The organism is Streptomyces sp. NPDC059832, assembly GCF_042731715.1.
Taxonomy (GTDB): domain Bacteria; phylum Actinomycetota; class Actinomycetes; order Streptomycetales; family Streptomycetaceae; genus Streptomyces.
The window spans coordinates 146,980-172,602 of the sequence record NZ_JBHWIY010000011.1 but is presented as its reverse complement, the minus strand read 5'-3'; the positions used below and the strand labels follow the sequence as shown (position 1 = coordinate 172,602).

The window sequence follows — 25,623 nt, the reverse complement described above, 5'->3', positions numbered from 1 at the left end:
CTTGCGGGGGGAAAGATCCGGACGACACACAGCATAGTTTGTTTCTCCCCCACCCCCCCCACCCACCCCACCCCCCCCCCCCCCAGCAACCCCCCTCCCCCGGCCCTGTGGTTCAGCCGATCCGGTACGACGTCAGTCGTTGCCGTTGCCCGGGGACGGCGTCGTCTTCTGGATCTGGAGCAGGAACTCCGCGTTGGACTGGGTCTTCTTCATCCGGTCCAGGAGGAGCTCGATCGCCTGCTGCTGGTCGAGCGCGTGCAGCACCCGGCGCAGCTTCCAGACGATCGCCAACTCGTCGCTGCCGAGCAGGATTTCTTCCTTGCGGGTGCTGGACGCGTCGACGTCCACCGCCGGGAAGATGCGCTTGTCCGAGAGCTTCCGGTCGAGCTTGAGCTCCATGTTGCCGGTGCCCTTGAACTCCTCGAAGATCACCTCGTCCATGCGCGAGCCGGTCTCGACCAGCGCGGTGGCCAGGATGGTCAGCGAACCGCCGTCCTCGATGTTGCGCGCGGCACCGAAGAAGCGCTTCGGCGGGTACAGCGCGGTCGAGTCGACACCACCGGACAGGATGCGGCCGGAGGCGGGGGCCGCGAGGTTGTACGCACGGCCGAGACGGGTGATGGAGTCCAGCAGGACGACCACGTCGTGACCCAGCTCGACGAGACGCTTGGCGCGCTCGATGGCCAGCTCGGCGACGGTGGTGTGGTCCTCGGCGGGACGGTCGAAGGTCGAGGAGATGACCTCGCCCTTCACCGACCGCTGCATGTCGGTGACCTCTTCCGGACGCTCGTCGACCAGGACGACCATCAGGTGGCACTCGGGGCTGTTGACGGTGATCGCGTTGGCAATCGCCTGCAGGATCATGGTCTTGCCGGTCTTCGGCGGGGCCACGATCAGGCCTCGCTGGCCCTTGCCGATGGGGGCGACCAGGTCGATGATCCGCGTCGTCAGGACGTTGGAGTCGGTCTCCAGACGGAGCCGGTCCTGCGGGTAGAGCGGGGTCAGCTTCTGGAACTCCGGGCGGCCGCGGCCGGTTTCGGGCGCCATGCCGTTCACCGAGTCGAGGCGGACCAGGGCGTTGAACTTCTCCCGGCGCTCGCCGTCCTTGGGCTGGCGCACCGCACCGGTGACGTGGTCCCCCTTGCGCAGGCCGTTCTTGCGGACCTGGGCGAGCGAGACGTACACGTCGTTCGGGCCCGGCAGGTAGCCGGAGGTCCGGATGAACGCGTAGTTGTCGAGGATGTCCAGGATGCCCGCGACGGGGATCAGGACGTCGTCGTCGGAGACCGGGACCTCGCTGGCGAAGTCCTCGCGGCCACGGCGGCCACGGCGGTCGCGGTAGCGGCCACGACGGCCGCGACGGCCGCCCGCCTCGTCGTCGTACCCGTCGTCCTGCGGGCCGCCGCCCTGCTGGCCCTGGCTCTGGCGCTGCTGGCGCTGGCCGCCCTGCTGGCCCTGGCCACCGCCCTGCTCGTCGCCCTTGCCCCTGCGGTCGCGCTGACGGTCGCGGCGCTCCCCGCGCTCGCCGCGCTCCTGGCGGTCGCCCCGGTCGCCGCGCTGACCGCGGTCCTGGCGGTCGCCGCGGCGGCCCTCGGCCGTGTCGGCGGCGGCTTCGGCCTTGGCGTCGGCGCGGTCGTCGCCCTTGGGCTCGGCCTGCGTCTCCGTCTTGGCCTCGGCGGACTTGCTCTCCGCCTTGCTCTCCGGGCTGCCCGCCTGCGCGGTCGCACGGCGCCGACGGCGCTCGCCCGTGGGCTGGTCGTCGCTGGCCGGCTGGCCGGGGATGTCGATCTGCTGCTGGGCCGCGGCCTTCTCGGCGGGCGCGGCGGCCGCGGACTCGTCCCCGGTGCGCGCCTTGGAGGTGGCACGGCGCTTCGGCTTGGTCTCGGTCGCCGCGGCGGGCGCGGCGGCCTTGGGCGCAGCGGAGCTACCGGCCTGCGCCTCCTTGATGACCTCGATCAGCTGGCCCTTGCGCATCCGCGCAGTGCCCTTGATGCCGAGGCCGGACGCGACCTGCTGCAGCTCGGCCAGGACCATGCCGTCAAGGCCGGTGCCGGAGCGGCGGCGCCGTGCGGTGGTGCCAGTGGCAGCACCTTCGGCGGGCGCGGCGCTGTCGACGCTCTTGTCGGCAGTCACGCCCATCAGATCGGTGGTGTCGCTCACGAAGGGTCCTTCCCTGGAGCGGACGTCGGCCTTCTGGCTCGGCGACCGGTTGTGCTGTCCGACTGCGGTCTTTTCTTGCGGACCGTGCCGGGGCGGTGGTCCGCCGGGTACGGCGGAGAGATGAAGGTGTGCAAGGGCCCGGCGCGAGCATCCCCCTGCTCGGCCCACTCCTGGACAAGCGAGGGGTGTCGTGCCGGTTCCGGAGCGTGCACGAAACTGCTCAGGCAGGCTGCTCAGGCAGTTGGGGAGGCTCCCGGAAGAATTGGTGGTCCCGGAAAGGGACACGAAGCAACGCGCCACATAGACGTCGGTTGCAGACTTGAGGTTAACACTACCGGCTCCAACAAACATTCCCCCTCTCACTCACCGGCAATCTCTTCTCGGCTACGGGGCGAGCGGCAGCACACTCGCCCCCGGGGCGTCGAGAGCGAGGCGATTGGCCGCCCATCCCTCGCCCGCCAGCTGTGCGACCTTGTCGGCCGCACCGTCCTCGGCCAGTGCGAGCACGGTCGGCCCGGCACCGGAGATGACCGCGGGGACGCCGTCCGCGCGCAGTCGGTTGACGAGTTCCACGCTCTCGGGCATCGCCGGGGTGCGGTACTCCTGGTGCAGCCGGTCCTCGGTGGCGGTGAGCAGCAGCTCGGGGCGCCTGGTCAGCGCCTCGACGAGGAGTGCGGCACGGCCGGCGTTGAAGGCGGCGTCGACATGCGGGACCGTGCGCGGGAGCAGTCCGCGGGCGGTCTCGGTGAGGACCGGCTTGCTGGGTACGAAAACCACCGGAACGATGGATCCCGCGGGGTCCATCCTGATCGCGCGCGCCGATCCGCCGTCCATCCACGCCAGTGTGAAGCCGCCGAGCAGGCAGGCCGCGACGTTGTCGGGGTGGCCCTCGATCTCGGTGGCGAGTTCCAGCAGCGCCGCGTCGTCGAGCCGGGCGTCACCGCCGGTCGTCACGGCGCGGGCGGCGACGATGCCGGCGCAGATGGCGGCGGAGGAGGAACCGAGACCGCGTCCGTGCGGGATGCGGTTGGCGCAGACGATCTCCAGACCGCGGGGCTGTCCGCCGAGCAGGTCGAAGGCCGTGCGCAGGGAGCGTACGAGGAGGTGGCGCTCGTCGCGGGGCAGCGTGTCGGCACCCTCACCCGCGATGTCGATGTGCAGTCCGGAGTCGGCGACTCGGACGACGACGTCGTCGTACAGCCCCAGCGACAGGCCGAAGGCGTCGAAACCCGGGCCCAGGTTGGCGCTGGTCGCGGGGACGCGCACCCGGACGGCGGCGGCTCGGAAGGCGGGACCGGCCATCGGTTGGACGACTCTCCTTGTGTGGCAGCGGGGGGTGGTGAAGCGTTTTCTCCGTGGTGGCGGGAGGTCGTGGTGGCGGGGATGGGAATTCCGGGGAACCCGACGGCCACAACGGCCCATGCACCGCGGCAGATGCGGCGGGGCGGGTTGAGTACAGCTTATCGAAGGAAGGTTCTGTGGCGACATAGGGCGCACGGGAGGCGCACGATGCGTGTCGCACGCCTCCTATGCGCTCTCCGCCCCGAAAAGGGCCGGTTGAGCTGGGTTCTTGCCTGATCCGCCGGCCAGGCCGTAGATCCTGTCCGGCGGATCGGGGTCGGACCTAGACGAGGCCCAGCTTCTGGGCGGCGGTGGCCGCGTCGACGGGGACGGTGACCGGCTGCGGTGCGCCCGCGACGGCCCAGTCGGGGTCCTTGAGGCCGTTGCCGGTGACCGTGCAGACGATCTTCTGGCCGCGGTCGACCTTGCCCTCCTCGGCGGCCTTCAGCAGGCCGGCGACGGAGGCGGCCGAGGCGGGCTCGACGAAGACGCCCTCCTGGGAGGCCAACAGCCGGTAGGCGGCCAGGATCTGGCGGTCCGTCACCTCATCGATGAAACCGCCCGATTCGTCCCGGGCCTCCAGCGCGTACTGCCAGGAGGCCGGGTTGCCGATCCGGATCGCGGTGGCGATGGTCGACGGGTCCTTGACGATCTCGCCGCGGACGATGGGCGCGGAGCCGGAGGCCTGGAAGCCCCACATGCGCGGGGTGTGCGTGGACATGCTGTCCCCCGCGTACTCCTTGTAACCCTTCCAGTACGCGGTGATGTTGCCCGCGTTGCCGACCGGGAGGACATGGATGTCCGGGGCGTCGCCGAGCGCGTCGACGATCTCGAACGCGGCGGTCTTCTGGCCCTCGATACGGGCCGGGTTGACCGAATTGACCAGGGCCACCGGGTAGTTGTCCGAGAGCGAGCGGGCCAGCGTCAGGCAGTCGTCGAAGTTGCCGTCGACCTGGAGGATCTTGGCGCCGTGCACCAGCGCCTGGCCCATCTTGCCGAGGGCGATCTTGCCCTGCGGCACGAGGACGGCGCAGACCATGCCGGCCCGCACCGCGTACGCGGCGGCGGAGGCGGAGGTGTTGCCGGTGGAGGCGCAGATGACGGCCTTCGCACCCTCCTCCTTGGCCCGGGTGATGGCCATCGTCATGCCGCGGTCCTTGAAGGAACCGGTGGGGTTGGCGCCCTCGACCTTGAGGTGCACCTCGCAGCCCGTGCGCTCGGAGAGGACCTGAGCGGGGACGAGCGGTGTACCGCCCTCACGAAGCGTGACGACCGGCGTCGTGCTCGTGACCGGAAGGCGGTCCCGGTACTCCTCGATGATGCCGCGCCACTGGTGGGTGCCCTTGCTGGTCATGGGTCCTTACTCCCCTTCAACACGCATGATGCTGGCGACACCGCGCACGGTGTCGAGCTTGCGCAGCGCCTCGACGGTCGCCGAGAGGGCGGCGTCGGACGCGCGGTGGGTGACGACGACGAGGGACGCCTCGCCGCCTCCGTCCGGTCGACCTTGCTGGCGGACCGTATCGATCGATACGCCCTGTTCGGCGAAGACCGTCGCGACCTGGGCGAGTACGCCAGGCTTGTCGGCCACGTCGAGACTGATGTGGTACCGCGTGACCACGTCGCCCATGGGGCTGACCGGTAGGCGCGTGTACGCGGACTCACCGGGGCCGGTGGCCTCGTTGAGCTTGTTGCGGCAGACCGCGACCAGGTCGCCGAGGACCGCGGACGCGGTCGGCGAGCCACCGGCGCCGGGGCCGTAGAACATGAGCTGTCCGGCCGCCTCCGCCTCGACGAAGACCGCGTTGTACGCCTCACGGACGGAGGCCAGCGGATGGCTCAGCGGGATCATCGCCGGGTGCACCCGCGCGGTGACCGACTGCCCGTCGGCGGCGCGCTCGCAGATGGCGAGGAGCTTGACGGTGCAGCCCATGCGGCGGGCGGACGCGATGTCGGCGGCGGTGACCTCGGTGATGCCCTCGCGGTGCACGTCGCCGATCCTCACCCGGGTGTGGAAGGCGATACCCGCGAGGATGGCGGCCTTGGCGGCGGCGTCGAAGCCCTCGACGTCGGCGGTCGGGTCGGCCTCGGCGTATCCGAGGGCGGTGGCCTCGTCGAGCGCCTCGGAGTACCCGGCTCCGCTGGTGTCCATCTTGTCGAGGATGAAGTTGGTCGTGCCGTTCACGATGCCGAGGACCCGGTTGACCTTGTCACCGGCGAGGGACTCGCGCAGCGGCCGTACGAGCGGGATGGCACCGGCCACGGCGGCCTCGTAGTAGAGGTCCCGGCCGTGCTGCTCGGCGGCGGCGTGCAGCGCGGCGCCGTCCTCGGCCAGCAGCGCCTTGTTGGCGGAGACGACGCTCGCGCCGTGCTCGAAGGCGGTGGTGATGAGCGTACGGGCGGGCTCGATGCCCCCGATGACCTCGATGACGACGTCGATGTCGCCCCGTTTGACCAGGGCCGTCGCATCGGTGGTGATCAGCGCGGGGTCGATGCCCTCGCGCACCTTGGAGGGCCGGCGCACGGCGACACCGGCGAGCTCGACCGGTGCGCCGATGCGCGCGGCGAGATCGTCGGCGTGCGTCGTCATGATGCGCGCCACCTCTGAGCCGACCACTCCACAGCCCAGCAGCGCCACCTTCAGCGGACGCGTACGCATCATCCGACCTCGTTTCCTTTACATCTGATGTGTGGACCAGTCTCACTCACCGGACGGGAGTTTCTGCCACCCGTCCGGATCCTGAGACATGTATTTCATCAGCCGACATCGAGACGCAGGAGATCTTCCTCCGTCTCGCGCCTGACGATGACACGCGCCCGACCGTCGCGCACGGCGACGACCGGCGGACGCAGGGCGTGGTTGTAGTTGCTCGCCATGGAACGGCAGTACGCGCCGGTGGCGGGTACGGCGATCAGATCGCCGGGGGCGAGGTCGGACGGCAGGAACGCGTCCTTGACCACGATGTCGCCGCTCTCGCAGTGCTTGCCGACGACGCGGACGAGCATCGGCTCGGCGTCGGAGGTGCGCGAGGCGAGCGCGACGGTGTACTCGGCGTCGTACAGCGCGGTACGGATGTTGTCCGACATGCCGCCGTCGACGCTGACGTACGTACGCAGCCCCTCCAGTGGCTTGATGGTGCCGACCTCGTACAGCGTGAAGGCGGTCGGGCCGACGATGGCGCGCCCCGGCTCGACGGAGATCCGCGGGGTGGCGAGCCCGGCCGCCTCGCACTCGCGGGTCACGATGTCGCCGAGCGCCTTGGCGATCTCGTGCGGCTCGCGCGGGTCGTCCTCGGAGGTGTACGCGATGCCGAGCCCGCCGCCCAGGTCGATCTCGGGCAGCTCCACCCCGTGCTCGTCGCGCACCTCGGCGAGCAGCTGCACCACGCGCCGGGCGGAGACCTCGAAGCCGGCCATGTCGAAGATCTGCGAGCCGATGTGCGAGTGGATGCCGATGAGCTCGAGCCCGTCGAGGGTGAGCGCCCGGCGCACCGCCTCGGCGGCCTGCCCCCCGGCCAGCGCGATCCCGAACTTCTGGTCCTCGTGCGCGGTGGCGATGAACTCGTGGGTGTGTGCCTCGACGCCGACGGTCACCCGGATCTGTACGCGCTGGCGCTTTCCGAGCCGCTCCGCGACGTGGGCCACCCGGGCGATCTCCTGGAAGGAGTCGAGCACGATCCGGCCGACACCGGCCTCGACGGCGCGCTCGATCTCGGCGACGGTCTTGTTGTTGCCGTGGAAGGCGATGCGCTCGGCGGGCATCCCGGCGTCCAGCGCGGTGGTCAGCTCGCCACCGGAGCAGACGTCGAGGTTGAGCCCCTCCTCCTGGAGCCAGCGCACGACGGCGCGCGACAGGAAGGCCTTTCCGGCGTAGAACACGTCGGCATCGCGCCCGAAGGCGTCGGCCCAGGCGCGGCAGCGGGCCCGGAAGTCGCTCTCGTCGAGGAAGTAGGCGGGGGTGCCGAACTCCTCGGCCAGCCGGGTCACTTCGATCCCGCCGACGGTGACCGCACCACCCTCGTCACGGGTGACGGTACGGGCCCAGACCTTCTCGTCCAGAGCGTTGAGATCGGCGGGCGGGGCGCTGTAGTGCCCCTCCGTCATGACATCGGCGTGACGGGGCCCGGCGGGGTGTGCGGATCGGCTCATGGCGTTGCTCTGCTCTCTCGGATCTCTCAGAGGACTTCGGGTGCGCTGATGCCGAGCAGGGACAGGCCGCCTGCGAGCACCGTCCCGGCAGCTTCGGCAAGGGCGAGCCGGGAGCGGTGGGCGGCCGAGGGTTTCTCGTCACCGGCGGGGAGCGGCGAAGCGCTGTCGTGGAAGTCGAAGAAGGCCTGCGCAAGGGCTTCCAGCTGCCGGGCGACCCGGTCGGGCTCGCGGTGCCGGGCGGCGGCGGCGAGCACCCCGGGGTGGTCGGCGAGGAGCGCGCCGAGCACGGGCGCGCCCACGCTCTCCTCGTACGCCGCTGCGAACCCGAGCTGCCGGGCGTTCCGCCCCAACGCACGGATCCGGGCGTGCGCGTACCGCACCCGGAACAGCGGATTGCTCTCCTGCTGCACGAGGAGCTCCTCGCTCCCGGTGCCCCGGGGCCGGTCGTGCGGGGCGGCCCGCAGCAGCGACCAGCGGGCGGCGTCGCTCCCGAGCCGCTCGAAGAGATCGCGGTGGGCGGCCGGCACCGGCATCACGTGCAGCGCCTCCCCGCCCGCCGTCCGCTCCCCGACCTCGGCACCCTGGGCCCGGAGCAGTCGCTCGACGGTCCCGGTGACGACCCGGGCGCGGAGCTCCTCGACGGGGACGAACGAGACCGCCGTGCCGGCGAGGGCGTCCCCGTGCCCGTACGCCGTGCCGTGCGCGTCCACGGCCCGCACCAGCGCGTCGAGGCCGCGCGCACCGGCTCGCAGCGTGAAGTTCAGAAATCCCGGCCCGGTGACCTCGACGTCCCCGATGCCCGGCGCACCAAGCACCCGCTCCCGGAGGATCTCGGCCACGTCCCTGGCCGGCAGCTCGGCGGGCCCGGCCAGCTGGAGGGCGACGGCGCAGGCGTACTCCCCGCGCCCGCCGGGCCGGGTCCGCTCCACCCGCACGCGCGTGGGCACGGGCGCGCGCAGGGCGTCCTCGTCGACCGCGCGGCGCACGGCGTGCAGCACGGTCCTGGAGAGATCGGCGGGGGTCACAGGACAAGCGTATGGGAGGAAGGGGGGCACCCCGCGACCCGGTTTCGCCATGCGGTCACCCCGCAGCGCGCTCCGCGGTCCCGGCGCCCCGTCTGCCGTCGAGCGACGGCGGCTCCTCCCGCTCCATCAACTGCCGTACGAGCCGCACCAACTCGGTCGGTTCGAAGGGCTTGGCGAGAAAGGCGTCGACCCCTGCGGCGGCCCCGCTGTCCACCTCGTACGGCGTACAGGCGCTGATGATCGCCACGGGCAGATGTCTGGTCCGCGGATCGGAACGCAGTCTGGCGGCGGTCTGCACACCGTCCAGTCCGGGCATGACGACATCGAGCGTGATCACATCGGGACGGACCCGATGCACCAGATCCAGACACTCGACACCATCGGCCGCGGTCACGACCTCGAAGCCCTCAAGCTCAAGATTGACCCTGATCAAATGCCGGATGACCTTGTTGTCGTCGACAACAAGCACGCGGCCACACGCCCCTGACACACTTCGAGGGTAGGGCGGACGTAGGGGCTGCGTCCGGGTTTTGCCTATTTCCGTCCCCGGACGAGTGGCGCGAGGGGTGGCCGGATACGTCCGGAACGCATCGCACGCCCCCTCCGCCTGGCCCGCGTCACCCCTCCGGCGACCCGGAAATACCTGTTCACGGACACCCTGTGGAAGCTGGTAGTGTTTCACCCGTCGCCGAGCAACACAGCGATACGCCCTCGTAGCTCAGGGGATAGAGCATCGGCCTCCGGAGCCGTGTGCGCAGGTTCGAATCCTGCCGAGGGCACCTTGCACAAGGTGCCGAACAGGCCCTTCGATCAGGCATTGCGCCGGATCGGAGGGCCTTCTTCATGTGCGGCCGTGCACCGCTCGGGGCACATGACCATGCCCCGCCGCACGCCTCCCCCTCCGTCGCGGACGGCTTCACCCACCGCGCTCCGGGCTCCCGACCCAACCCCCGAAGAAGAACTTAGGCTACCCTAAGTAGGGATACGGGGGTTGATGCCCACTTCTCTGGAGGCGGTGTGGCCAGGCGTTTCTCTCTCACGTCCGCGCGTGGGTACGCGGATCTCGGTCGGCAGTACCGGGACTTCTACGCGGCGATCGGGACCTGTCGCGGTGACGGCGTGGAGGGGGCCCGGGTGTACGACCTGCGGCCGGAGGCCGGGGTCGGGAGCATCACCGTTCATGAGCTGCTCCACGGAGTCACGCTCACGCTGTACGACCTGACGTTCCATGACGAGCTGGTCCTCGACTTCGACCTCGCGGGCGACTACTTCGAGCTGGAGTACTGCGTCGACGGGCTGATGCATCTGGAGGAGCGGGCGACCGGGGCGACGGTCTTCGGGGCGAACGAGCTGTCGATCTCGCACTCGCGGGCTTCGGCGGGCCGTCTCGTCCGGCCGGCCGGGCAGCGCTATCGGGGCGTGTCGGTCGCCGCCCGCCGGGAGGCGACCGCCGTCTTCTTCGGAAGCCTGGGCACGGCGGCCTGGGAGGAGAGCGTCGAGGGAATGCCGGCCGAGCTGCGCGACGCGCACTACCTCGGACGGCAGGCCCCGCCCGAACTCGCGGCCGCGTTCGCCGACTTGTTCACCTGTGCGCTGCCGGCCCGGTTCCGCGCGCTGTATCTGGAATCGAAGGTCATGGAGATCCTCGCCCGGATCGTCGCGGGCACCGAGCCCTCGCGCGGGCCGGCCCGGCCGCCCATGGCGGAGTACGAGATCGAGCGGATCCGGCGGGTTCCCGAGCTGCTGATGGAGAACCTCCACGAGCAGCACACCGGGGAGTCGCTCGCGCGGGCCCTGGGGATGACGCCCAAGCGGCTGAACGAGGGGTTCAAGCAGCTCTACGGCGACACCGTCTTCAACCACCATCGCAACGCCTGCCTGCGCCGGGCCTCGCTGCTGCTCGTGGGGACCGATCTCAGCGTCGCCGCCGTCGCGCTCAGGTGCGGCTACTCCAGTCCCAGCAACTTCTGCCACGCGTTCAAGAAGCACTACGGGCGGACACCCCGGCAGTACCGGGCGGGGCGGGCCGCGGCCGGTGCCCAGGGGGCCCTCTCCTGATCCTGCGGGACCACCGGGCCGGGCGCCTTCCCCGGGAAGGCGCCCGCTCCACATTTCCTGGTCCCGCTCTCCGTACACGTTCCACGACGTTCCTTCCGAGGATGACCGGGTGGCCGACGCCACGCCCTCCCCGAAAGGACATCGTGAACACCTCCCCGCTCCGGATCCCGATACGCGTCCGCGCGGCTCTCGCCGCCGGTTCCGTCCTCCTGCTCGCCGGCTGCGCGGACACCGCACCACCCGCTGCCGTGCGCGGTGGCGACGAGGCGTCCGGGCGGGACCGCTACCCGGTCACCGTGCACGTCATGGACGACGCCGGCAAGAAGCTGACGCAGACCGTCGGGGCCGAGCCGAAGCGCGTCGTGGTGATCGGGCAGGCCCTGGCCGAGCTGATGGTCGAGTTCGGGCTCGACGACCGGATCGTGGGGGTCGGCTACCTTGACAACTCGTACTCGACGTACACGGACCGGATCGCGAAGCTGCCGAAGATCTCCGACCGGCTCCCCGCCAAGGAGGCGGTCCTCGCCCTGCGGCCCGACCTCGTCCTCACCATGTCGTTCGCGCTGAAGCCGGACAAGATCGGTGAGATCCCGTTCTGGAACGAACGGGGAGTGGACGTGCTTCCGGCCGTGAACTACACCGCGGGCCGCGATCTGGACAGTTACTACGAGGACGTCCGGCACGTGGGCGAGGTCTTCGGCGAGACGGAGCGGACCGAGGCCTACACCCGGGAGCAGAAGAGCCGGATCGCCGCGATCGGGCGGCGGGCGAAGAAGGCCACCGACTCCCCCGGGGTCCTCCTGGTCGCCAGTGGGGGGCGCGACACCTACGACTACTACGCGCCCTCGCTGGGCCCGGTGGACGAGATGGTGAACGGCGCGGGCGGAACGTATCTGGAGCTGACCGACGACAGCTAGGCGCAGCTCTCGCTGGAATCGATCGTCGCGGCCGACCCGGACAAGATCATCGTGACCGAGTTCCAGAAGTCGGACGGCGTGAGATCGCGTGACCGCCTGCTGCGCGACCCGCGCCTGAGGAATGTCACCGCGATCAGGAACGGCGCGGTGATGACCGCCGACTACACGACGTCGATCCGGGGCTCGCTCGCGCTCGCGGACCTGTGCGAGGACGTCGCGGAGTTCGTCCACCCCGACCTCTTCCCGGCCGCATGAGCCGGGGCGTGCTCGCGACGGGCAGCGAGGAACGGAGGGCGGGGGCGGGCGGCGGCGGAAGGGCATGGCGGGTGGCGCCGTCCGTCCTGGTGGCCGTCCTCCTGCTCCTGCTGGCCGGCTCGGCCCTCGTGTCGGTCTCGATCGGTCAGGTCGATGTCCCGGTGCGTGAGTCCTCACGCATCCTGCTCGACGAGCTGACCGGGATCGGCGGTCCCGGGGACCCCGTGTTCGTGGACGTGATCCGGGACATCCGCCTGCCGCGGGTCCTGCTGGCCGCGGTCGTCGGTGCCGGACTCGCGCTGTGCGGCACCGTGATGCAGGCGACCCTGCAGAACCCGCTCGCCGACCCCTTCGTCCTCGGCATCTCCTCCGGCGCGTCCCTCGGCGCCGCGTTCGCGATCCTGACCGGGTTCGGGGCGGCCGGGGCCGTGGGGGCCGCCGCCGGACTCGGTGTGCCGTTCTGGGCGTTCGTCGGGGCGCTGGCCGCGGCGGCCCTGGTACTGGGTGTGGGCAGCGCCGGGTCGCGTACGTCGCCGGTCAAGCTGATCCTCGCCGGCACGGCGGTCAACGCCCTGTGCGGTGCGGCCTCCAGTGCGCTGGTCTACTTCGCCGACAGCGCCGAGGGGGTCCGCTCGGTCACCTTCTGGACGATGGGCAGCCTCGCCTCCGCCGAGTGGGCCACGCTGCCCGCCGTGAGCACCGTGGTGCTGGTCGCCACGGCCTTCTTCCTCTGCCAGAGCAGGGTCCTGAACTCCCTGCTCATGGGCGACGAGGCCGCGGTCACCCTGGGCATCGATCCCGGGCTGTACCGGCGGATCTACCTGGTACTGGCCGCCGTGGTCACCGGAATGCTGGTCGCCACCTGCGGAATCATCGGCTTTGTCGGCCTGATCGTCCCGCATGTCGCCCGCAGCGTGATCGGGCCGGACCATCGCGCGCTGCTCCCCGTCGCAGTGCTGTCCGGAGCGCTCTTCCTGATCTGGGCGGATGTGGCCGCACGCGTCGCGGTCCCGAACGCCGAGCTGCCGATCGGCATCGTGACGTCCGTGCTCGGCGCCCCTCTCTTCCTGCACATGCTGATCCGTAAGGAGTACGGGTTCGGTGACAAGTAACCGCCTCACCCGAGCACTTGACGAGAGGTCACGCCGCTCGTCCCGGACGGCGGAGGCCGTGCCCACCGATACGGGCACCGGGCTGAGCGCGGCGCACATCTCGGTCACGCTCGGCGGCGCACGGGTCGTACGCGACCTGAGCCTGAAGGTGGCCGACGGCCGGTTCGTCGGCGTGGTCGGACCGAACGGGTGCGGCAAATCCACCTTCCTCAAGAGCATCTACAAGGTCGTCACCCCCGATTCCGGGACCGCGGTGCTCGGCGGGCTGGACCTTCTCGCGAGCCGTCCCGGCGCGGTCTTCACCCGGCTCGCGGTGGTCACCCAGTTCAACGATCTGAGCTTCGACTTCACGGTGGCGGAGATGGTCGCGATGGGGCGCACCCCGCACAAGCGGATGCTGGAGACCACGGGCGAACGGGACCGGGAGATCGTCCGGCGGGCGCTGCACCGGGTGCACATGGGCGCGTACGCGCAACGGAGCTTCCGGACCCTGTCCGGCGGTGAGAGACAGCGCGTGGTGCTCGCGCGGGCACTCGCCCAGGAGCCGGCCTTCCTCGTTCTCGACGAGCCCACCAACCACCTGGACATCAAGCACCAGTTGGAGATCTTCTCGATCGTCAGGGAACTCGGCATCGGGGTGCTCGCCGCGCTGCACGACCTGTCGATGGCGGCGAGCTACTGCGACGAGTTGTACGTGCTCAAGGAAGGCGCCGTGGTGACCCATGGACCGCCGGACGAGGTGCTCACCCGCGACCTCATCCACGAGGTGTACGAGGTCGAGTGCGAGACCTACCGGAACCCGGTGACGGGCCGGCTCGCCCTCGCCTACCTCGATGAGCACAACCGGCGGACGGACACGTACGACCGGCCGTCCGGGAGGAACTGAGCCATGAGACTGCGTCATTTCGCTCCCCTGGTCGTCGCCTGCACGGCCACCTTCCTGTTGCTCGCGTACGCCACGGTCGTGACCGTGGCCATTCCCGCCATCGCCACCGATCTGCACACCGATTTCGCGGCGTTGCAGTGGGTCGTGGACCTCTACACGCTGGCGCTCGCGGCGCTCCTCGTCGTCTGCGGCGCGGTGGGCGACGCGATCGGCCGGCGCAAGGTGTTCCTGGCCGGGTTCGCCCTCTTCACGCTGTCCTCCCTCGCCTGCGGGCTCGCGCCCGGTGTGCGGGAGCTCATCGTGTTCCGGGGTGCGCAGGGCGTCGGCGGGGCCGCCATGTTCGCGACCACGCTGCCGCTCATCAGGGCGTCCTACCGGGGCCGGGAACAGCACCGGGCCTTCGCCGTCTGGGGCGCCGTGGCCGGGCTGGCCGCCGCCGTCGGCAATGTCTGCGGCGGACTGCTCGCCGAGGCCCTGGGCTGGCGCTGGATCTTCCTGCTCGCGGTACCGGTGGGGACGGCCGGCCTGGTGCTCGCCGTCGTGTTCCTGCCCCGCGATCCGGAGCGCGGGGACGGGCGGATGGACATCCCGGGGTCGGTCCTGTTGAGTGCGGCCATCGCCGCCCTGGTCGTCGGCTCGCTCCTCTTCGGCGAGCACGGGGCGGGGGCCGGCCCGGGGCTCGCCGCCGTCCTCGCGATCGTGGGGGTGCTCGCCTTCGTCGTGCGTGAGCGCCGTACGCCGGATCCCGTCATCGATCCGGCGCTGTTCCGCCACCCCAGGTTCCTGGCCGTGGTCCTGGTGGCGTTCGGCTACTACTTCGCCGCGTTCGGACCGCTGACGGTGATGTCGTCGTGGTTCCAGGACGGTGCGGGCCTGGACGCGGTCGACACCTCGCTCCTGCTGGCCCTCCAGCCCGCGGTCTTCTTCGTCGTCTCCGCGACGTGCGGGGCGGTGCTCCAGCGCGTCCGGCTGTGGATCCCGCTGGGTGCCGGCACCGCGCTCTGCGCCGCGGGGTGTGCGGGTTTCGCGCTGCTGGGCGTCTCCTACGGGCCGGCGGCGCTCGTGCCGTCGCTCCTGCTGACCGGGGTCGGTGCGGGCATGGTGTCGCCCGTGCTGCCGGCCGCGGCCATGCGGGACGCCGACCCGGCTCGCGCGGGCACGGCCGCGGCCGTGGCCAACACCGCCCGCCAGGTGGGTCTCGCCCTGGGCACCGCGGTGTGCGGCGGGCTGTTCATCGGCCTCTCCGCCCCCGGGCGGCGGGAGTACACCGCGGCGGTCGGCGAGGCCGGTGCCGTCGCGGCGCTGGTCGCGCTCGCCGCGGCGGTGTCGGCGGTCGTCCTGCTGCGGCGGGCGGACAAGGGTGCGCAGAGCCGTGGCTCCGACGGACCGGGCGTCACCGCGCCGTAGGCCGTCGGTCCGGGGGCGTTCGTCCGCGCGGGCTACGGTCCCACGTCGTCCGGTCCGTCGGAGCCGATCTGTTCGGCCCGCAGCGCCAGGTCCTGGAGCACATCGGCGGAGGACACGTCCGTCTGCCCGGAGTCGTGCACCTGGGCCAGCATCGCGAAGGCCAGGGTGAACGCGCCGACGAGCTGCTCCACCGCGCCGCCGACCTCCCGGCCGACCAGTGTCGCGACCTCTTCGATCGAGGCGTCCTCGGGGACGGAGATCCGGGGCATCGTCTCGTTCAGGAGCACGGTCACCACGCTGGGATCGGTGTCCAGGTCCTCGCGGTCGACATTCTCTTCGAGGAGCCGACGGATCTCGCCCGCCTCCGTGAGGATGCCCACCACCCGCTTCACCACTTCGCTCTGCTCCATCCGGCGAGCATAGGCGCGGAGCCGTGCGGCCGGTGATCAATCGGCATTCCTGCCGCCGGCTGCCGTTGTCACGGGCACGGTGTCACCCATGCGTGGAATATGCCCCCGGTATACCTGCGAAGTCGGGGCGCCTCGGGCAGTATCAGGACATGGAGGAAAGGCCGACCGCCGACGAGCCGGATATCGCTCGCCTGTGCGGAAAGGATGTTCTCCAGGACATTGCCGGGTGACTGTTCCGAGGGGGACCGGTGCGGGGGCACGAACACAGTGACAACGACTTGAGCGGGACGGTGGACGGTCCCGCGATCCAGTCGGGGAAGATCTACGGGGGCATTCACATCCGCACGGAGGCCCCCGCGGCGACCAGTGGGACGAAGCCGCCCTGGCAGCTCCCGCCCTCCATCCGGATCACCGACCGTACGGCGGAGGTGAGTGCGCTGGAGACGCACCGTGCCCGAGCCACGCGGGAGGGGCATCCCACGCTGGCGGCGGTGAGCGGGCTGGGAGGCGTCGGCAAGACCGCGGTCGCGCTGGCCTGGCTGCACACCATCCGTCCGCACTTTCCCGGCGGTCAGCTGTACGCGGATCTGGGGGCCCAGTCGCCGGGAGGGCCGGTGGACCCGGGCGAAGTGGTCGGGCAGTTCCTGCGGGCCCTGGGCGTGCCGACCCCGCAGGTGCCCTCCGCCCTCGCCGAACGGATCGCGCTGTACCGGTCGTTGACCGCGGACCGACGGCTCGTGGTCATGCTGGACGACGCGGCCACCGCGGCGCAGGTCCGGCCGCTGCTGCCCGCAGGGCAGTGCGTGGCGGCGGTGACCAGCCGTCGGCGCCTGCCGGGGCTGAGCGTCGACGGGGGCCATGTGATCCATCTGGAGCCGCTCGCGACGGAGGCCGCGGTGGAGCTGCTGGAGTCCACCCTCGCCGACGGCCGGGTGGCCGCGCAGCCCGAGGAGGCGCGCGCCCTGGTCGATCTGTGTGCGGGGCTGCCGCTCGCGGTACGCATCGCCGGTGCCCGGCTGGCGGCGCGCCCCCGGCACGGCATCACCACGATGGTCCGGGCGCTGTCCGAGGAACACGACCGGCTGGAGGCACTGGCCATCGACGGCGACCACGATGTGCGGGCGGCACTGGATCTCTCCTACCAGGGGCTTCCGGCGGGGCCCGCCCGCCTCTACCGACTGCTGGGGCTGCACCCCGGGCGGGAGTTCGGCGGGCCGGTGGCCGACGCGGTCCTGGGCGAGGCCGCCGACGAAGCGCTCGACGTGCTGTACGACGCGAATCTGCTCATCGACGCCGGTCAGGTGGCCGGGGCCGAGCGCTACCGCTTCCACGACCTCGTACGGCTGCACGCAGTCGCGCAGGCGCACCGGGACGAGTCCCCCGAGGAGCGGGCCGCGGCGCTGCGCCGCATCGGCTACCACTACCTGGCCAGTGCCACCCGCGCGGAGGAGATCATCGACCCGCAGCACCGCACCATGGACCGGGACTACGGCCCCGGGCCGGTCGTGGTCGCGGGCTTCGGTGACGGCACCGCGGGTGATGACGCGGGCGGGACGGACGCCGCGCTGGACTGGCTGGAACACGAGCTGCCCAACCTCATGGCGGTGCTCCGGCTCGCCCGGTCCGCGGGAATTCCGGCGCTGGGCTGGCAGTTGGCCGACGCCGTGTGGCCGCTGTTCCTGCGGCGCAAGTTCTACACGGAGTGGCGCGAGGCGCACCGGGAAGGGCTGCTCGCGGCCGAGGAGTGCGGCGACGAGGCGGCGGTGTGCCGGATGCTCACCTCCGGCGGCCTGGGCGAACTCGACATGGGCTGCCATGAACAGGCACTGGAGATGTTCGAGCGGGCCGCCGGTTCCTTCCGGCGCAGCGGGGACGCGCTCGGGCACGCACGGACACTCAACTACCGCGGTCTGGCCCACCAGCGACTCGGTGAGCCGGACCGGGCCGGCGAGCTCTTCGGCCGGGCCGCCGCCGAGCTGGTGGACTGCGGCGACCTCCGGGCCGGCGCGCTGGCACGGTTCAACCTCGCGGATGTCGCACTGTCACGCGGGCTGTACGAGGACGCCGTCCGCGACGCCGATGCCGCCCGCACCGTGTTACGGGAAGCCGGTGACACGTACAACACCGCACGCGCCGACGCGTTGACCGGCCGGGCGTACCTCGGCCTCGGACAGCTCGACCGGGCCGAGGCCGGCCTGCGGGCGGCGCTGGACACGCTGCGGTCCATGGCCGCCGACTACGAGACGGCCCGCGCGCTGGGAGCCCTGGCTCTGGTCTCCGAACGGCGCGGGCAGCCGGAAATCGCCCGGAAACGTTACCGGGAGGCGCTGATCCTGTACTCCACCGTCGGCGGATCGGACTCGGCCGACGCGGAGGAGGTGCGGGGCAGACTCAGGGAACTGGGACCGGAGCCAAACAGCGGGGAGAACGGCACCGCGGGTGACAGCCGCTCCGGCGGCTGAGCACAGGAGTTCCTGATGACCCGTACCGCTGTCGTGCCGAACTCCGCCACGGGCAGCCCGGCGACCAGCCAGGCATGGGCGACCGAGGCCCAGATCGCCCACGGCGTTCCCGGCCACCGCGCGTCCAGCATCACCGAGCGGCCCTCGCCACCGAGCCGCAGCCAGCACCGGGCACCGCGGTGCACGGCCACCACCAGGGCCCCCGGGTGACGGGTGGCCAGCGCCGTCGCGGTCCGGGTCCCCTCTCCCCCGGCCACGAGGACATCGGCGAGCAGCGGCAGCGGGGACGGCGCGGGCAGCCGGACGCGTACGTGCTCGTCCACGACCGCGACGCCGGTGTCCGGGTGCAGCAGCGTGACTCCGGTGCGGTGGACCGGGCCCCGCTCCCCGGGGTCCTCGTACAGCACCACGGTGAGCGCGGTCATCAGGCGCCCCTGCCCCGCTCGTCGTATCGCACCGCGAACGGCAGTGGTGCGTGCTCCGGGGCAAGTCGCACCGCGGGGGCGCGCAGCCGGAGCTTGCGGTAGATCAGCGCGCGCATCCGGGTGGCGAACCGGCCGGGCTCGGAGGTGATGCGGCCCGCGATCTGCTCGTACCGCTGCCGTCGGTAGAGCGCGGAGGACCGGGCGAGCTGACGGCCGAGCGGGCGGTCGCCGTGCAACCTGGGCACGAGCGAGGCCAGTTCGGCCACCGGTGAACCCGGGTCCACATCCTCCTGCGGCGCGCACCCCATCAGCACGGGGACTCCGGTCATCGATCCGTAGAGCGAGACGGATCCGTGGTCACCGACGACGTAGTCGGCGGCCACGAGGGCACCGACCCAGTCCGCGTGCTGGCTGATCACGGTGAGGCCCATCCTGCCCAGCGTTGCCAGCCAGCTGCGGATCTGCCATTCCCCGTGGGCGTTCCAGATGTTGGGGTGGAGCAGGACGGCGACCCGGTACTCGTCCTGGGGAAGTTCGGTGACCAGCCGTTCCAGGAGTTCCGGGCTCTGTCCGAACAGGGAGCGCGCTCCCCAGGTGGAGCAGGCGAGCACCAGCCGCTGCCGGGCCTTGGTGTGCAGTGCCTCGCGATAGAGCGCCCGCAGGGAGAGGCTCGCGGCGATGCGGTCGAAGCAGGGGTCGCCGACGACTTCCGCCGCGGGCAGCGCCTCGGGGCACTCGCGGCCGAGACGTGTCAGCTCCTCGTGGTGCGCCAGCACGATCGACTCGGGCACGAGCCTGCCGTCCTGGACCAGCCACTGCCGGTTCAGCCCGTACACCCCGCGCTCCGCGACCTGGCGTCCGCGCTGCCCGCCCGGCACCAGCTTGTTGTGTCCGGCCCCGTGCGGCAGCACGATCACCGGAGCGTGCAGGTCGTTCAGGCCGCCGTGGGCCGCGGACAGCGCCAGGTCGAAGGGCATCTGCACCGCCTGGTGCCAGGGCAGGACCAGCCCGTTGAGCTCCTCCAGGAAGGAGTCCACCCCGTGGCTGAACACGTCGGGCGCCGGTGTGAAGAACACCTGCACCCGGGCGTCGCCCTCCAGCAGCCGTACCGCGTCCAGCAGCCGCTGTCCGGCGGTCACCGTGTGCACGACGGCCAGTACCCTCCGGCGGATCTGCCGGGTGGCCCAGCGGTCCACGTCCAGACGCATCGGCACGTGCGGCCGATGCGTTTCGGCCATTGTCAGACTCATAGAATCGATCCCCCGATTCCTCGACCTCGGACCGGCGTACCCGGCCGAGACGGCCGCGTCGTTTCGCGGCGCGTGCCAGAGAGGTGCCCTACGGGTTGGACGGGTTCCTTGCAGGAATCCTGCACTCCGAGTGCGGGCGGTTCCGGGCGTCGGAATGACGGGTGGAGGGTGCGCCCGGTACGCGCCGATGCGCCCCTGCCTGCTCCCCGCACCCCGGGGGTAACAGTGGGAGGTCCCGTACACACGTGCGGGCGCTGCCGTCGGCGGCAGGAAGTAGCGCACCCAGCGGGGGCGATGTGGAACTTCTTGCTCTGGGACCTCTTGAACTATGGCATCAAGAACAGCAGTGCACGCTCGGATCGGTGAAAACACGCTGCGTACTGGCCGTTCTGGTGCATGCCCATGGCGAGCCGGTCTCCATGGACGCGCTGATCGACCGGGTCTGGGGCGATGATCAGCCCGAGACGGCCGTAAGCACCCTGCAGAGTTATGTGTCGAGGCTGCGACGGCTGCTGCGCACGGCCGTGGGCGACCTCATTCAGGTGGAGCGGCCGTCGCCGCGTCAGTACCAGCTCCGGATCGATGCCTCGGCCGATGTCGATGTGGCCCACTTCCAGCAGCTGCGCGAACAGGCCCGCGTGGCGGCCGGGCAGGGCAAGCGGGAGCTGGCCATCGGTCTGCTGCGCGCGGCCGAGACCAGATGGCGGAGCGAGCCGCTGCCCGAGTCCACGAGCGACTGGGCCGCCTCGGTGCGGGGCCGGTTGGTGGAGGACCTGCGCCGGGTGAAGGAGGCGCGCATCGGGCTGGAACTGGAGTTGGGACGGCACGCCGATCTCGTCGGTGAACTGCACGAACTGGCGTCGGAGAATCCGCTGGCCCAGCAGGTGATCGCCGCACTGATGCTGGCGCTGTACCGGTCCGGGCGGCACGACGAGGCACTCGCCCTCTTCCGCACCACGCGGCGCCGGCTGCGCGAGGGGCTCGGCATCGAACCCGGTCCGGACCTGCAGGAGCTCCACCGGCGCATCCTCGAACAGGACCGTACGCTCATGGACACGGCGGTGCGCGAGGACCGGCCGGCCGCCCCCGGACCGCGCAGCAACCTTCCGCGTGACAGCCGGGACTTCACCGGACGTGACGAAGAACTACGCGTGTTGCTGGGCGACTTGGCGCAGCCGGACGACCCCGCCGCGCACCGGCCCGGCCGGGCCGGCTCCGCCACGTACGCGATGCCGCTCACCGTCATTCACGGCATGCCCGGCATCGGCAAGACCGCGCTCGCGGTCCACGCCGCGCACCGGCTCCACGCCGCCTATCCGGGCGGTCAGCTGTATATCGATCTGCACGGGTTCAGCGGGCGGGCGCCGTACGACCCCGCCGAGGCGCTCGCGGTGCTGCTGCACGCGGCGGGGGCGGCCGGTGACCTGCCGGACTCGCTGGACGAGCGGGTGGCGCGGTGGCGCGAGTGGACGGCCCGCCGCCGGGTGCTCGTGGTGCTGGACAACGCCCGGGACGCGGCTCAGGTGCGCCCCCTGCTGCCCGGTGCCGCGACCTGCCGGGCCATCGTGACCAGCCGGAACCGGCTCGCCGGACTCGACGGTGCCTCCTCGCTCCTGGTGGAGGTGCTCTCCGGTGAGGACGCCGCCGCCCTCTTCACCCGGATCGCGGGGGCCGACCGGGTTTCCGCCGACCCCGAGGCACTCGCCCGCGTGACGCAGGCCTGCGGTCGCCACCCCCTGGGCCTCCACCTACTGGCCAGCCGCTTCCGGCACCGGAAGTCCTGGGACCTGCGCCATCTGCTGGACCGGCTGGCTCAGGCGACCGACCCGCTGGACGAGTTCGACGACGGTGAACTCGTCTCGGTGTTCCACTTCTCGTACACCGAACTTGCCGGGCCCACCCAGAAGTTGCTCCGCCACCTGGCCCTGCATCCCGGCCCGGACATCACGGTCGCCGCGGCCACGGCACTCGTCGGCGCGCCGCCGGACGGCGCCCGGATCCGCCGCAGCATGGACGAGCTCCACGACTTCCACCTCCTTGAGGAGCCCGACCTCGGCCGCTACCGGCTGCACGATCTGACCAGGGCCTTCGCGCTGCGCATGTTCGCCCGGACGGAGCCGGAGAAAACCCGCGCGGAGGCGACCGGCAGACTGCTGGGCCACTACCTCACCACGGCGCACCACGCCGACCGGCACACCCAGCCGCGCCGCCGGAGGCTGCCCCTGGGGCCGGAGTGCACCTCCGCATACGCCACCGGCTTCCACGGCGCCGACGACGCTTCGGCGTGGCTGGCCCAGGAGCGCCCCAACCTCCTCGCGGTCGCCCGCACGGCCGCCGCCGAAGCCCCGCTGTACGCGGCCCTCTTCCCTCACGTACTCGCACCCGTGCTCAAGCACTGGGGCACCTGGGCCGTGACGAACGAGCTCTACGGTGCGGCCGTCCACGCCCTGCGTGCCCTCGGCACCCCGTACGCCCTCGCTCAGACCTTGGTGGAGGCGGCCGACGTCCTGGCGCAGACCGGCCATGACGAGGCCCTGGGCTGTGCGAGCGAGGCCCTCGTGCTGTTCCGGCAGCTCGACCATCCGCACGGCTGCGCCGACGCCCTCTTCCAGGCGGGCCGGGCACATCTGGCGGCGGGGCGCGGAGAGGTGACCTTGAACGTCCTCGACCAGGCGCTGGCCGTGTACCGGCAGATCGGGGACCGCGAGGGCGAGGCGGACGTGCTGAACGTCCAAGGGGCGGTGTTCTTCCAGACGGGTCAGTACGGGGAGGCCCTGAGCAGGGCCCGGGTGGTGCTCGGCATCTACGAGGAGACGGGCAATCCGCTCGGGCAGATCCACGCCCAGAACAATGTGGGGCAGATCCATCAGGTACAGGGGCGGTACGAGGAAGCCCTGGCCCACTACGAACGCTCGCTGACCCTGGCGCAACGGCACGGCGGCCGGCAGGAACTCGACATCCTCGACACCAACTTGGGGGCCGTCTACCAGGCAACCGGACAGACCGCACGGGCCCTGGCCTGCTTCCAGCGCTCCCTGGAGAGCCATCGCGCGCACGGGGACGCGCTGGGCGAGGTCAACACCCTGATCAACCTGGGTTCGATGTACGCGGAAACGGGACTCGCCTCCGAGGCCCTGGCCCATTTCCGGATGGCCTCGGACGTGGCGCTCCGGATCGACAACGGCTACGAGTACATGCGGGCCCTGCTCGGCGCGGCCGACGTCCACCGGACGTCGGGGCAGTTCGCCACCGCCTCGCAGTCGTACGAGAAGGCCCTGGACGCGGCCCGGAGGATCGGCTCCCTGCCCGGATCGGCGCAGGCCGTCGCGGGGCTCGCGCGCACGGCGCTGGGCATGCGCCACTGGGGGCCGGTACGGCGCTACATCACCCAGGCCATAGCCCTGTACCGAAGGCTGGAGGCCTGGGAGGAGGCGGACGGCCTGCGGCGCCTGTTGCTGGAACACCCTGAGGCCGCCGGCTCCTGAGCGGCTGCACTCCGGAGCCGGCCCCGATCACACGCCGACGGCAGTGCCGCCGACGCCCGTCGGCCTCACCACATCCACTGCTTCTGCTCCGCGCTCGCTATCACGACGTCCGACCCGCCGGTCGCCGACTGCTGGGCCACGGACCGGAAGCCGGAGACGACGTCGCCCTGCGCGTGGACGAGAGCGCCGACGCCGAGAGCGAGGGCGGCGGCAACAGCCACCGCGAGACCACGGAACCGATTCTGGTTCATCGGAGTAACTTCCTTGCTGTGTACAGGAGTTGAAAGAATCCCGCCCAGATGGCGGCGACTCGGTTCGGGACATTACCGCGATCATGACAGTGGGTACCAACAGGTTTTGCGCAGCCGTACGGCGGGTGATGTCAGCGATCACAAGTCGCCGGTCGACCGGGACGGGGATCGCTCTCCCCCCGGCTGCCGCCGGAGTCCGGCCCGTCGGATGGGCCCCGGATTGACACCGTTCGGGGCGTCGTGGATGGTAATCCGACCGGGTTCGCATCGAAGTCCGGATTGCTCAACGGCTGGGGGGCCGACGTGAGTTGGGACGATCAGAGTCTTGGTGGCGGGGCCGGTTCCGCTCCGCCGCCACCCGGTTCCGCTTCACCGCCGCCCGGATTCGCCTCACCGCCTCCCCCGCCTCCGGCGCAGCCGCCCGTGGTCGGGCCGCCGCCGCCCGGGAACGGGCTGCGGTCCCTGGCCGTGGCGCTGCTCAACCTGAGCGGGTTCGGGCTCGGTTATGCGCTGATGCGGCGCTGGTTCCGGGTGGCGTTGTGCTGGGTCGCTACTGGTGCGCTGCTGTGGGGCGTACTGCCGGCCGATCCCGACGGGGCCGCCGGTGGGGTGGTCGTCGCGTATCTCGCCGCACTGGTCGTGGCTGCCGTGGACGGGGCGCGGCTCGCGCGGCGTCGGGCGGTCGGCGGGTCGTGGCGGCCGGTGGTGGCGGTGGGGGCCGGACTGGTGCTGCTGGCGGTGCCCGCGGGGGGTGTGGTGGCCTACGGCTCCGCGCAGGACGAGGCCGTGGAGCAGATGCTGCTCGACCGGCTGGACCGGGGCGACCGGAGTGTCGAGGCCGCTTCCAACAAGCCCTTCGCCGCCGCGCGGGGCGACTACCGGGCGGCGCTCGACATCTACCGGGGGCTCGGCGAGAAGCATGCCGGGTCGCGGGCCGGGAAGCGCGTGCCGCAGCGGCTCGACGCGTACTACAGGGCGGTCTCGGCGCCGTACCGGCAGAAGAAGCACTGCGAGGCCATCGAGCCGCTGACCTACCTGCGGACCGTGCCCCGGTCGATCGACCCGAAGCTGCTGGGCGATCTCGCCGGCTACCCCGACGGGCCGCTCGCCACCTCGCTGTACGAGTGCGGGGTGTCGAAGCTGGGCGCCATGCCGACCAGTGGCAGGGAGAGCGACGAACTGGGCGAGCTGCTGCGTACGTTCCCCGAATCGGCGCAGGCCAAGCAGGTGGCGCCCGCCGTCTCCAGGAAGATCTCGGAGCAGAACCGGGCCGTGCGCGGGAGCGACCCCTGCCCCGCCAGGGACGCGCTGCGCCGGCTCCGGACGACCGCCCTCTCGATGCCGGACAAGTCCGTCTCGGCGCTGGCGCCGAAGGCCGACGGCGGCATCCGGAACGGCGAATACGCCTGCGGGGTCGCCCAGTTCGAGGCCAAGCGGTTCAACGAGGCAAAGCTGACCTTGACGGAGTTCGCCGCCTCGTACAAGAAGGACAAGCGCGGGGCGCGGGCCCGGGACATCGCCATCGCCGCCGAGATCGCCGACACCCGGGCGGCGGCCGGCAAGCACCTGCCGCCCTCGGGCCGGCCCGGCGGGGCCCGGATGCAGCTGGTCATCAGCAACGACGCCCCGGACGGGGTCGAGATCCTGTACACCGGCCCGGTCACCGGGAAGACCGGCATCAAGGGGTGCGGCAGCTGCAAGACGCACTCCGGGCCGACCGCCTCCCTGTCGGCCTGCAAGGCCGAGGGGAAGAGCTATCCGCAGGTGACGCTCTGGCTGCCCGCGGGTGAGTACCACTTCCTGTACAAGCACCGGGGCGGCTCGTCCCGCACGGCTGTCAGCAGTTACGCGGACGGGTCGAAGATCCAGCCCGGGTACCGGTACACCGGCTGTACGTATGTGACCAGTTCACCCTCGTTCGGCGTCGGCCCGGCGGACTCGGCCTCGAACACCTGAGGGTCCGAGAAGGGCACAATTCCGCAGATTCTCAGCGAACTTCCCTGGTGGGTGGCGCACTTGGTCGATTCTTG

Annotated in this window: 19 protein-coding genes and 1 tRNA gene; 10 read left to right on the top strand and 10 right to left on the bottom strand. The window is 71.4% G+C overall.

Annotated elements, in window-relative coordinates:
* Positions 1 to 132 precede the first annotated feature (132 nt).
* The 7 genes from rho to ACFV8T_RS21325 form a co-directional block, all read right to left on the bottom strand.
* The gene (rho, locus tag ACFV8T_RS21355; protein ID WP_385329594.1) at positions 133 to 2,160 is read right to left on the bottom strand and encodes a transcription termination factor Rho; all 2,028 of its coding nucleotides are present in this window, start codon (positions 2,158 to 2,160) and stop codon (positions 133 to 135) included.
* 384 nt (positions 2,161 to 2,544) lie between these two features.
* Positions 2,545 to 3,462, bottom strand: coding sequence for a homoserine kinase (gene thrB / locus ACFV8T_RS21350; protein ID WP_266426472.1), 918 nt, complete (start codon positions 3,460 to 3,462; stop codon positions 2,545 to 2,547).
* Positions 3,463 to 3,784: 322 nt separating this feature from the next.
* Positions 3,785 to 4,855 (bottom strand): threonine synthase, encoded by a 1,071-nt coding sequence (gene thrC / locus ACFV8T_RS21345; RefSeq protein WP_385329591.1) that lies wholly within the window; start codon positions 4,853 to 4,855, stop codon positions 3,785 to 3,787.
* 6 nt (positions 4,856 to 4,861) lie between these two features.
* Positions 4,862 to 6,163 carry a homoserine dehydrogenase gene (locus ACFV8T_RS21340; RefSeq protein ID WP_385329589.1) on the bottom strand — a complete coding sequence of 434 codons (1,302 nt, stop codon included), beginning with the start codon at positions 6,161 to 6,163 and terminating at the stop codon, positions 4,862 to 4,864.
* Between the two features lie 95 nt (positions 6,164 to 6,258).
* On the bottom strand, positions 6,259 to 7,650 hold the full coding sequence (lysA, locus tag ACFV8T_RS21335) for a diaminopimelate decarboxylase (protein ID WP_385329586.1): 1,392 nt from the start codon (positions 7,648 to 7,650) through the stop codon (positions 6,259 to 6,261).
* 26 nt (positions 7,651 to 7,676) lie between these two features.
* A complete protein-coding gene (gene nrtL / locus ACFV8T_RS21330) occupies positions 7,677 to 8,675 on the bottom strand; it encodes an ArgS-related anticodon-binding protein NrtL (protein WP_385329584.1) in 999 nt (332 codons plus the stop codon).
* 55 nt (positions 8,676 to 8,730) lie between these two features.
* Complete coding sequence (locus ACFV8T_RS21325; RefSeq protein ID WP_385329581.1) at positions 8,731 to 9,165, bottom strand: response regulator; 435 nt, start codon at positions 9,163 to 9,165, stop codon at positions 8,731 to 8,733.
* 217 nt (positions 9,166 to 9,382) lie between these two features.
* Between ACFV8T_RS21325 and ACFV8T_RS21320 the strand changes: the two genes are divergently transcribed.
* The 7 genes from ACFV8T_RS21320 (at position 9,383) to ACFV8T_RS21290 (ending at position 15,310) form a co-directional block, all read left to right on the top strand.
* Positions 9,383 to 9,454, top strand: a tRNA-Arg gene (locus ACFV8T_RS21320).
* Positions 9,455 to 9,692: 238 nt separating this feature from the next.
* Entirely contained in the window at positions 9,693 to 10,733 is a 1,041-nt protein-coding gene (locus ACFV8T_RS21315; protein ID WP_385329578.1) for a helix-turn-helix transcriptional regulator, read from the top strand.
* Positions 10,734 to 10,876: 143 nt separating this feature from the next.
* The gene (locus ACFV8T_RS21310) at positions 10,877 to 11,650 is read left to right on the top strand and encodes an ABC transporter substrate-binding protein (RefSeq protein ID WP_385329576.1); all 774 of its coding nucleotides are present in this window, start codon (positions 10,877 to 10,879) and stop codon (positions 11,648 to 11,650) included.
* Between the two features lie 51 nt (positions 11,651 to 11,701).
* Positions 11,702 to 11,905: a hypothetical protein gene (locus ACFV8T_RS21305; RefSeq protein WP_385329574.1), complete on the top strand. Its 204-nt coding sequence runs from the start codon at positions 11,702 to 11,704 to the stop codon at positions 11,903 to 11,905.
* Positions 11,902 to 13,017, top strand: coding sequence for a FecCD family ABC transporter permease (locus ACFV8T_RS21300; protein ID WP_385329572.1), 1,116 nt, complete (start codon positions 11,902 to 11,904; stop codon positions 13,015 to 13,017). The genes ACFV8T_RS21305 and ACFV8T_RS21300 overlap by 4 nt, the downstream gene beginning before the upstream one ends.
* Positions 13,007 to 13,903 (top strand): ABC transporter ATP-binding protein, encoded by an 897-nt coding sequence (locus ACFV8T_RS21295; protein WP_385329569.1) that lies wholly within the window; start codon positions 13,007 to 13,009, stop codon positions 13,901 to 13,903. Before ACFV8T_RS21300 ends, ACFV8T_RS21295 begins: the two co-directional genes overlap by 11 nt.
* 3 nt (positions 13,904 to 13,906) lie before the next feature.
* Positions 13,907 to 15,310, top strand: coding sequence for an MFS transporter (locus ACFV8T_RS21290; protein WP_385329567.1), 1,404 nt, complete (start codon positions 13,907 to 13,909; stop codon positions 15,308 to 15,310).
* Positions 15,311 to 15,342: 32 nt separating this feature from the next.
* Here the strand turns inward: ACFV8T_RS21290 and ACFV8T_RS21285 are convergent, their stop codons facing one another.
* Positions 15,343 to 15,720 (bottom strand): hypothetical protein, encoded by a 378-nt coding sequence (locus ACFV8T_RS21285; RefSeq protein ID WP_385329564.1) that lies wholly within the window; start codon positions 15,718 to 15,720, stop codon positions 15,343 to 15,345.
* Between the two features lie 248 nt (positions 15,721 to 15,968).
* Between ACFV8T_RS21285 and ACFV8T_RS21280 the strand changes: the two genes are divergently transcribed.
* Positions 15,969 to 18,182, top strand: a complete 2,214-nt coding sequence (locus ACFV8T_RS21280; protein WP_385329561.1) for an ATP-binding protein — start codon at positions 15,969 to 15,971, stop codon at positions 18,180 to 18,182.
* Positions 18,183 to 18,606: 424 nt separating this feature from the next.
* Here ACFV8T_RS21280 and ACFV8T_RS21275 read toward each other — a convergent pair whose 3' ends face one another.
* The gene (locus ACFV8T_RS21275) at positions 18,607 to 19,857 is read right to left on the bottom strand and encodes a hypothetical protein (RefSeq protein ID WP_385329559.1); all 1,251 of its coding nucleotides are present in this window, start codon (positions 19,855 to 19,857) and stop codon (positions 18,607 to 18,609) included.
* A 362-nt stretch (positions 19,858 to 20,219) separates the two neighbouring features.
* Here ACFV8T_RS21275 and ACFV8T_RS21270 point away from each other — a divergent pair, with 362 nt between their 5' ends.
* Complete coding sequence (locus tag ACFV8T_RS21270) at positions 20,220 to 23,342, top strand: tetratricopeptide repeat protein (protein ID WP_385329556.1); 3,123 nt, start codon at positions 20,220 to 20,222, stop codon at positions 23,340 to 23,342.
* A 65-nt stretch (positions 23,343 to 23,407) separates the two neighbouring features.
* Here the strand turns inward: ACFV8T_RS21270 and ACFV8T_RS21265 are convergent, their stop codons facing one another.
* Positions 23,408 to 23,593 (bottom strand): hypothetical protein, encoded by a 186-nt coding sequence (locus tag ACFV8T_RS21265; protein ID WP_385329553.1) that lies wholly within the window; start codon positions 23,591 to 23,593, stop codon positions 23,408 to 23,410.
* A 423-nt stretch (positions 23,594 to 24,016) separates the two neighbouring features.
* Here ACFV8T_RS21265 and ACFV8T_RS21260 point away from each other — a divergent pair, with 423 nt between their 5' ends.
* A complete protein-coding gene (locus ACFV8T_RS21260; RefSeq protein ID WP_385329551.1) occupies positions 24,017 to 25,549 on the top strand; it encodes a hypothetical protein in 1,533 nt (510 codons plus the stop codon).
* The last annotated feature ends 74 nt before the right edge of the window (positions 25,550 to 25,623 follow it).

Bases quoted from the DNA above. Each gene is read 5' to 3' on its own strand.
- ACFV8T_RS21285 (WP_385329564.1), bottom strand. From the start codon at position 15,720: ATGGAGCAGAGCGAAGTGGTGAAGCGGGTGGTGGGCATCCTCACGGAG.
- ACFV8T_RS21300 (WP_385329572.1), top strand. From the start codon at position 11,902: ATGAGCCGGGGCGTGCTCGCGACGGGCAGCGAGGAACGGAGGGCGGGG.
- thrB (WP_266426472.1), bottom strand. From the start codon at position 3,462: ATGGCCGGTCCCGCCTTCCGAGCCGCCGCCGTCCGGGTGCGCGTCCCC.
- ACFV8T_RS21340 (WP_385329589.1), bottom strand. From the start codon at position 6,163: ATGATGCGTACGCGTCCGCTGAAGGTGGCGCTGCTGGGCTGTGGAGTG.
- thrC (WP_385329591.1), bottom strand. From the start codon at position 4,855: ATGACCAGCAAGGGCACCCACCAGTGGCGCGGCATCATCGAGGAGTAC.
- ACFV8T_RS21265 (WP_385329553.1), bottom strand. From the start codon at position 23,593: ATGAACCAGAATCGGTTCCGTGGTCTCGCGGTGGCTGTTGCCGCCGCC.
- ACFV8T_RS21275 (WP_385329559.1), bottom strand. From the start codon at position 19,857: ATGAGTCTGACAATGGCCGAAACGCATCGGCCGCACGTGCCGATGCGT.
- lysA (WP_385329586.1), bottom strand. From the start codon at position 7,650: ATGAGCCGATCCGCACACCCCGCCGGGCCCCGTCACGCCGATGTCATG.
- ACFV8T_RS21290 (WP_385329567.1), top strand. From the start codon at position 13,907: ATGAGACTGCGTCATTTCGCTCCCCTGGTCGTCGCCTGCACGGCCACC.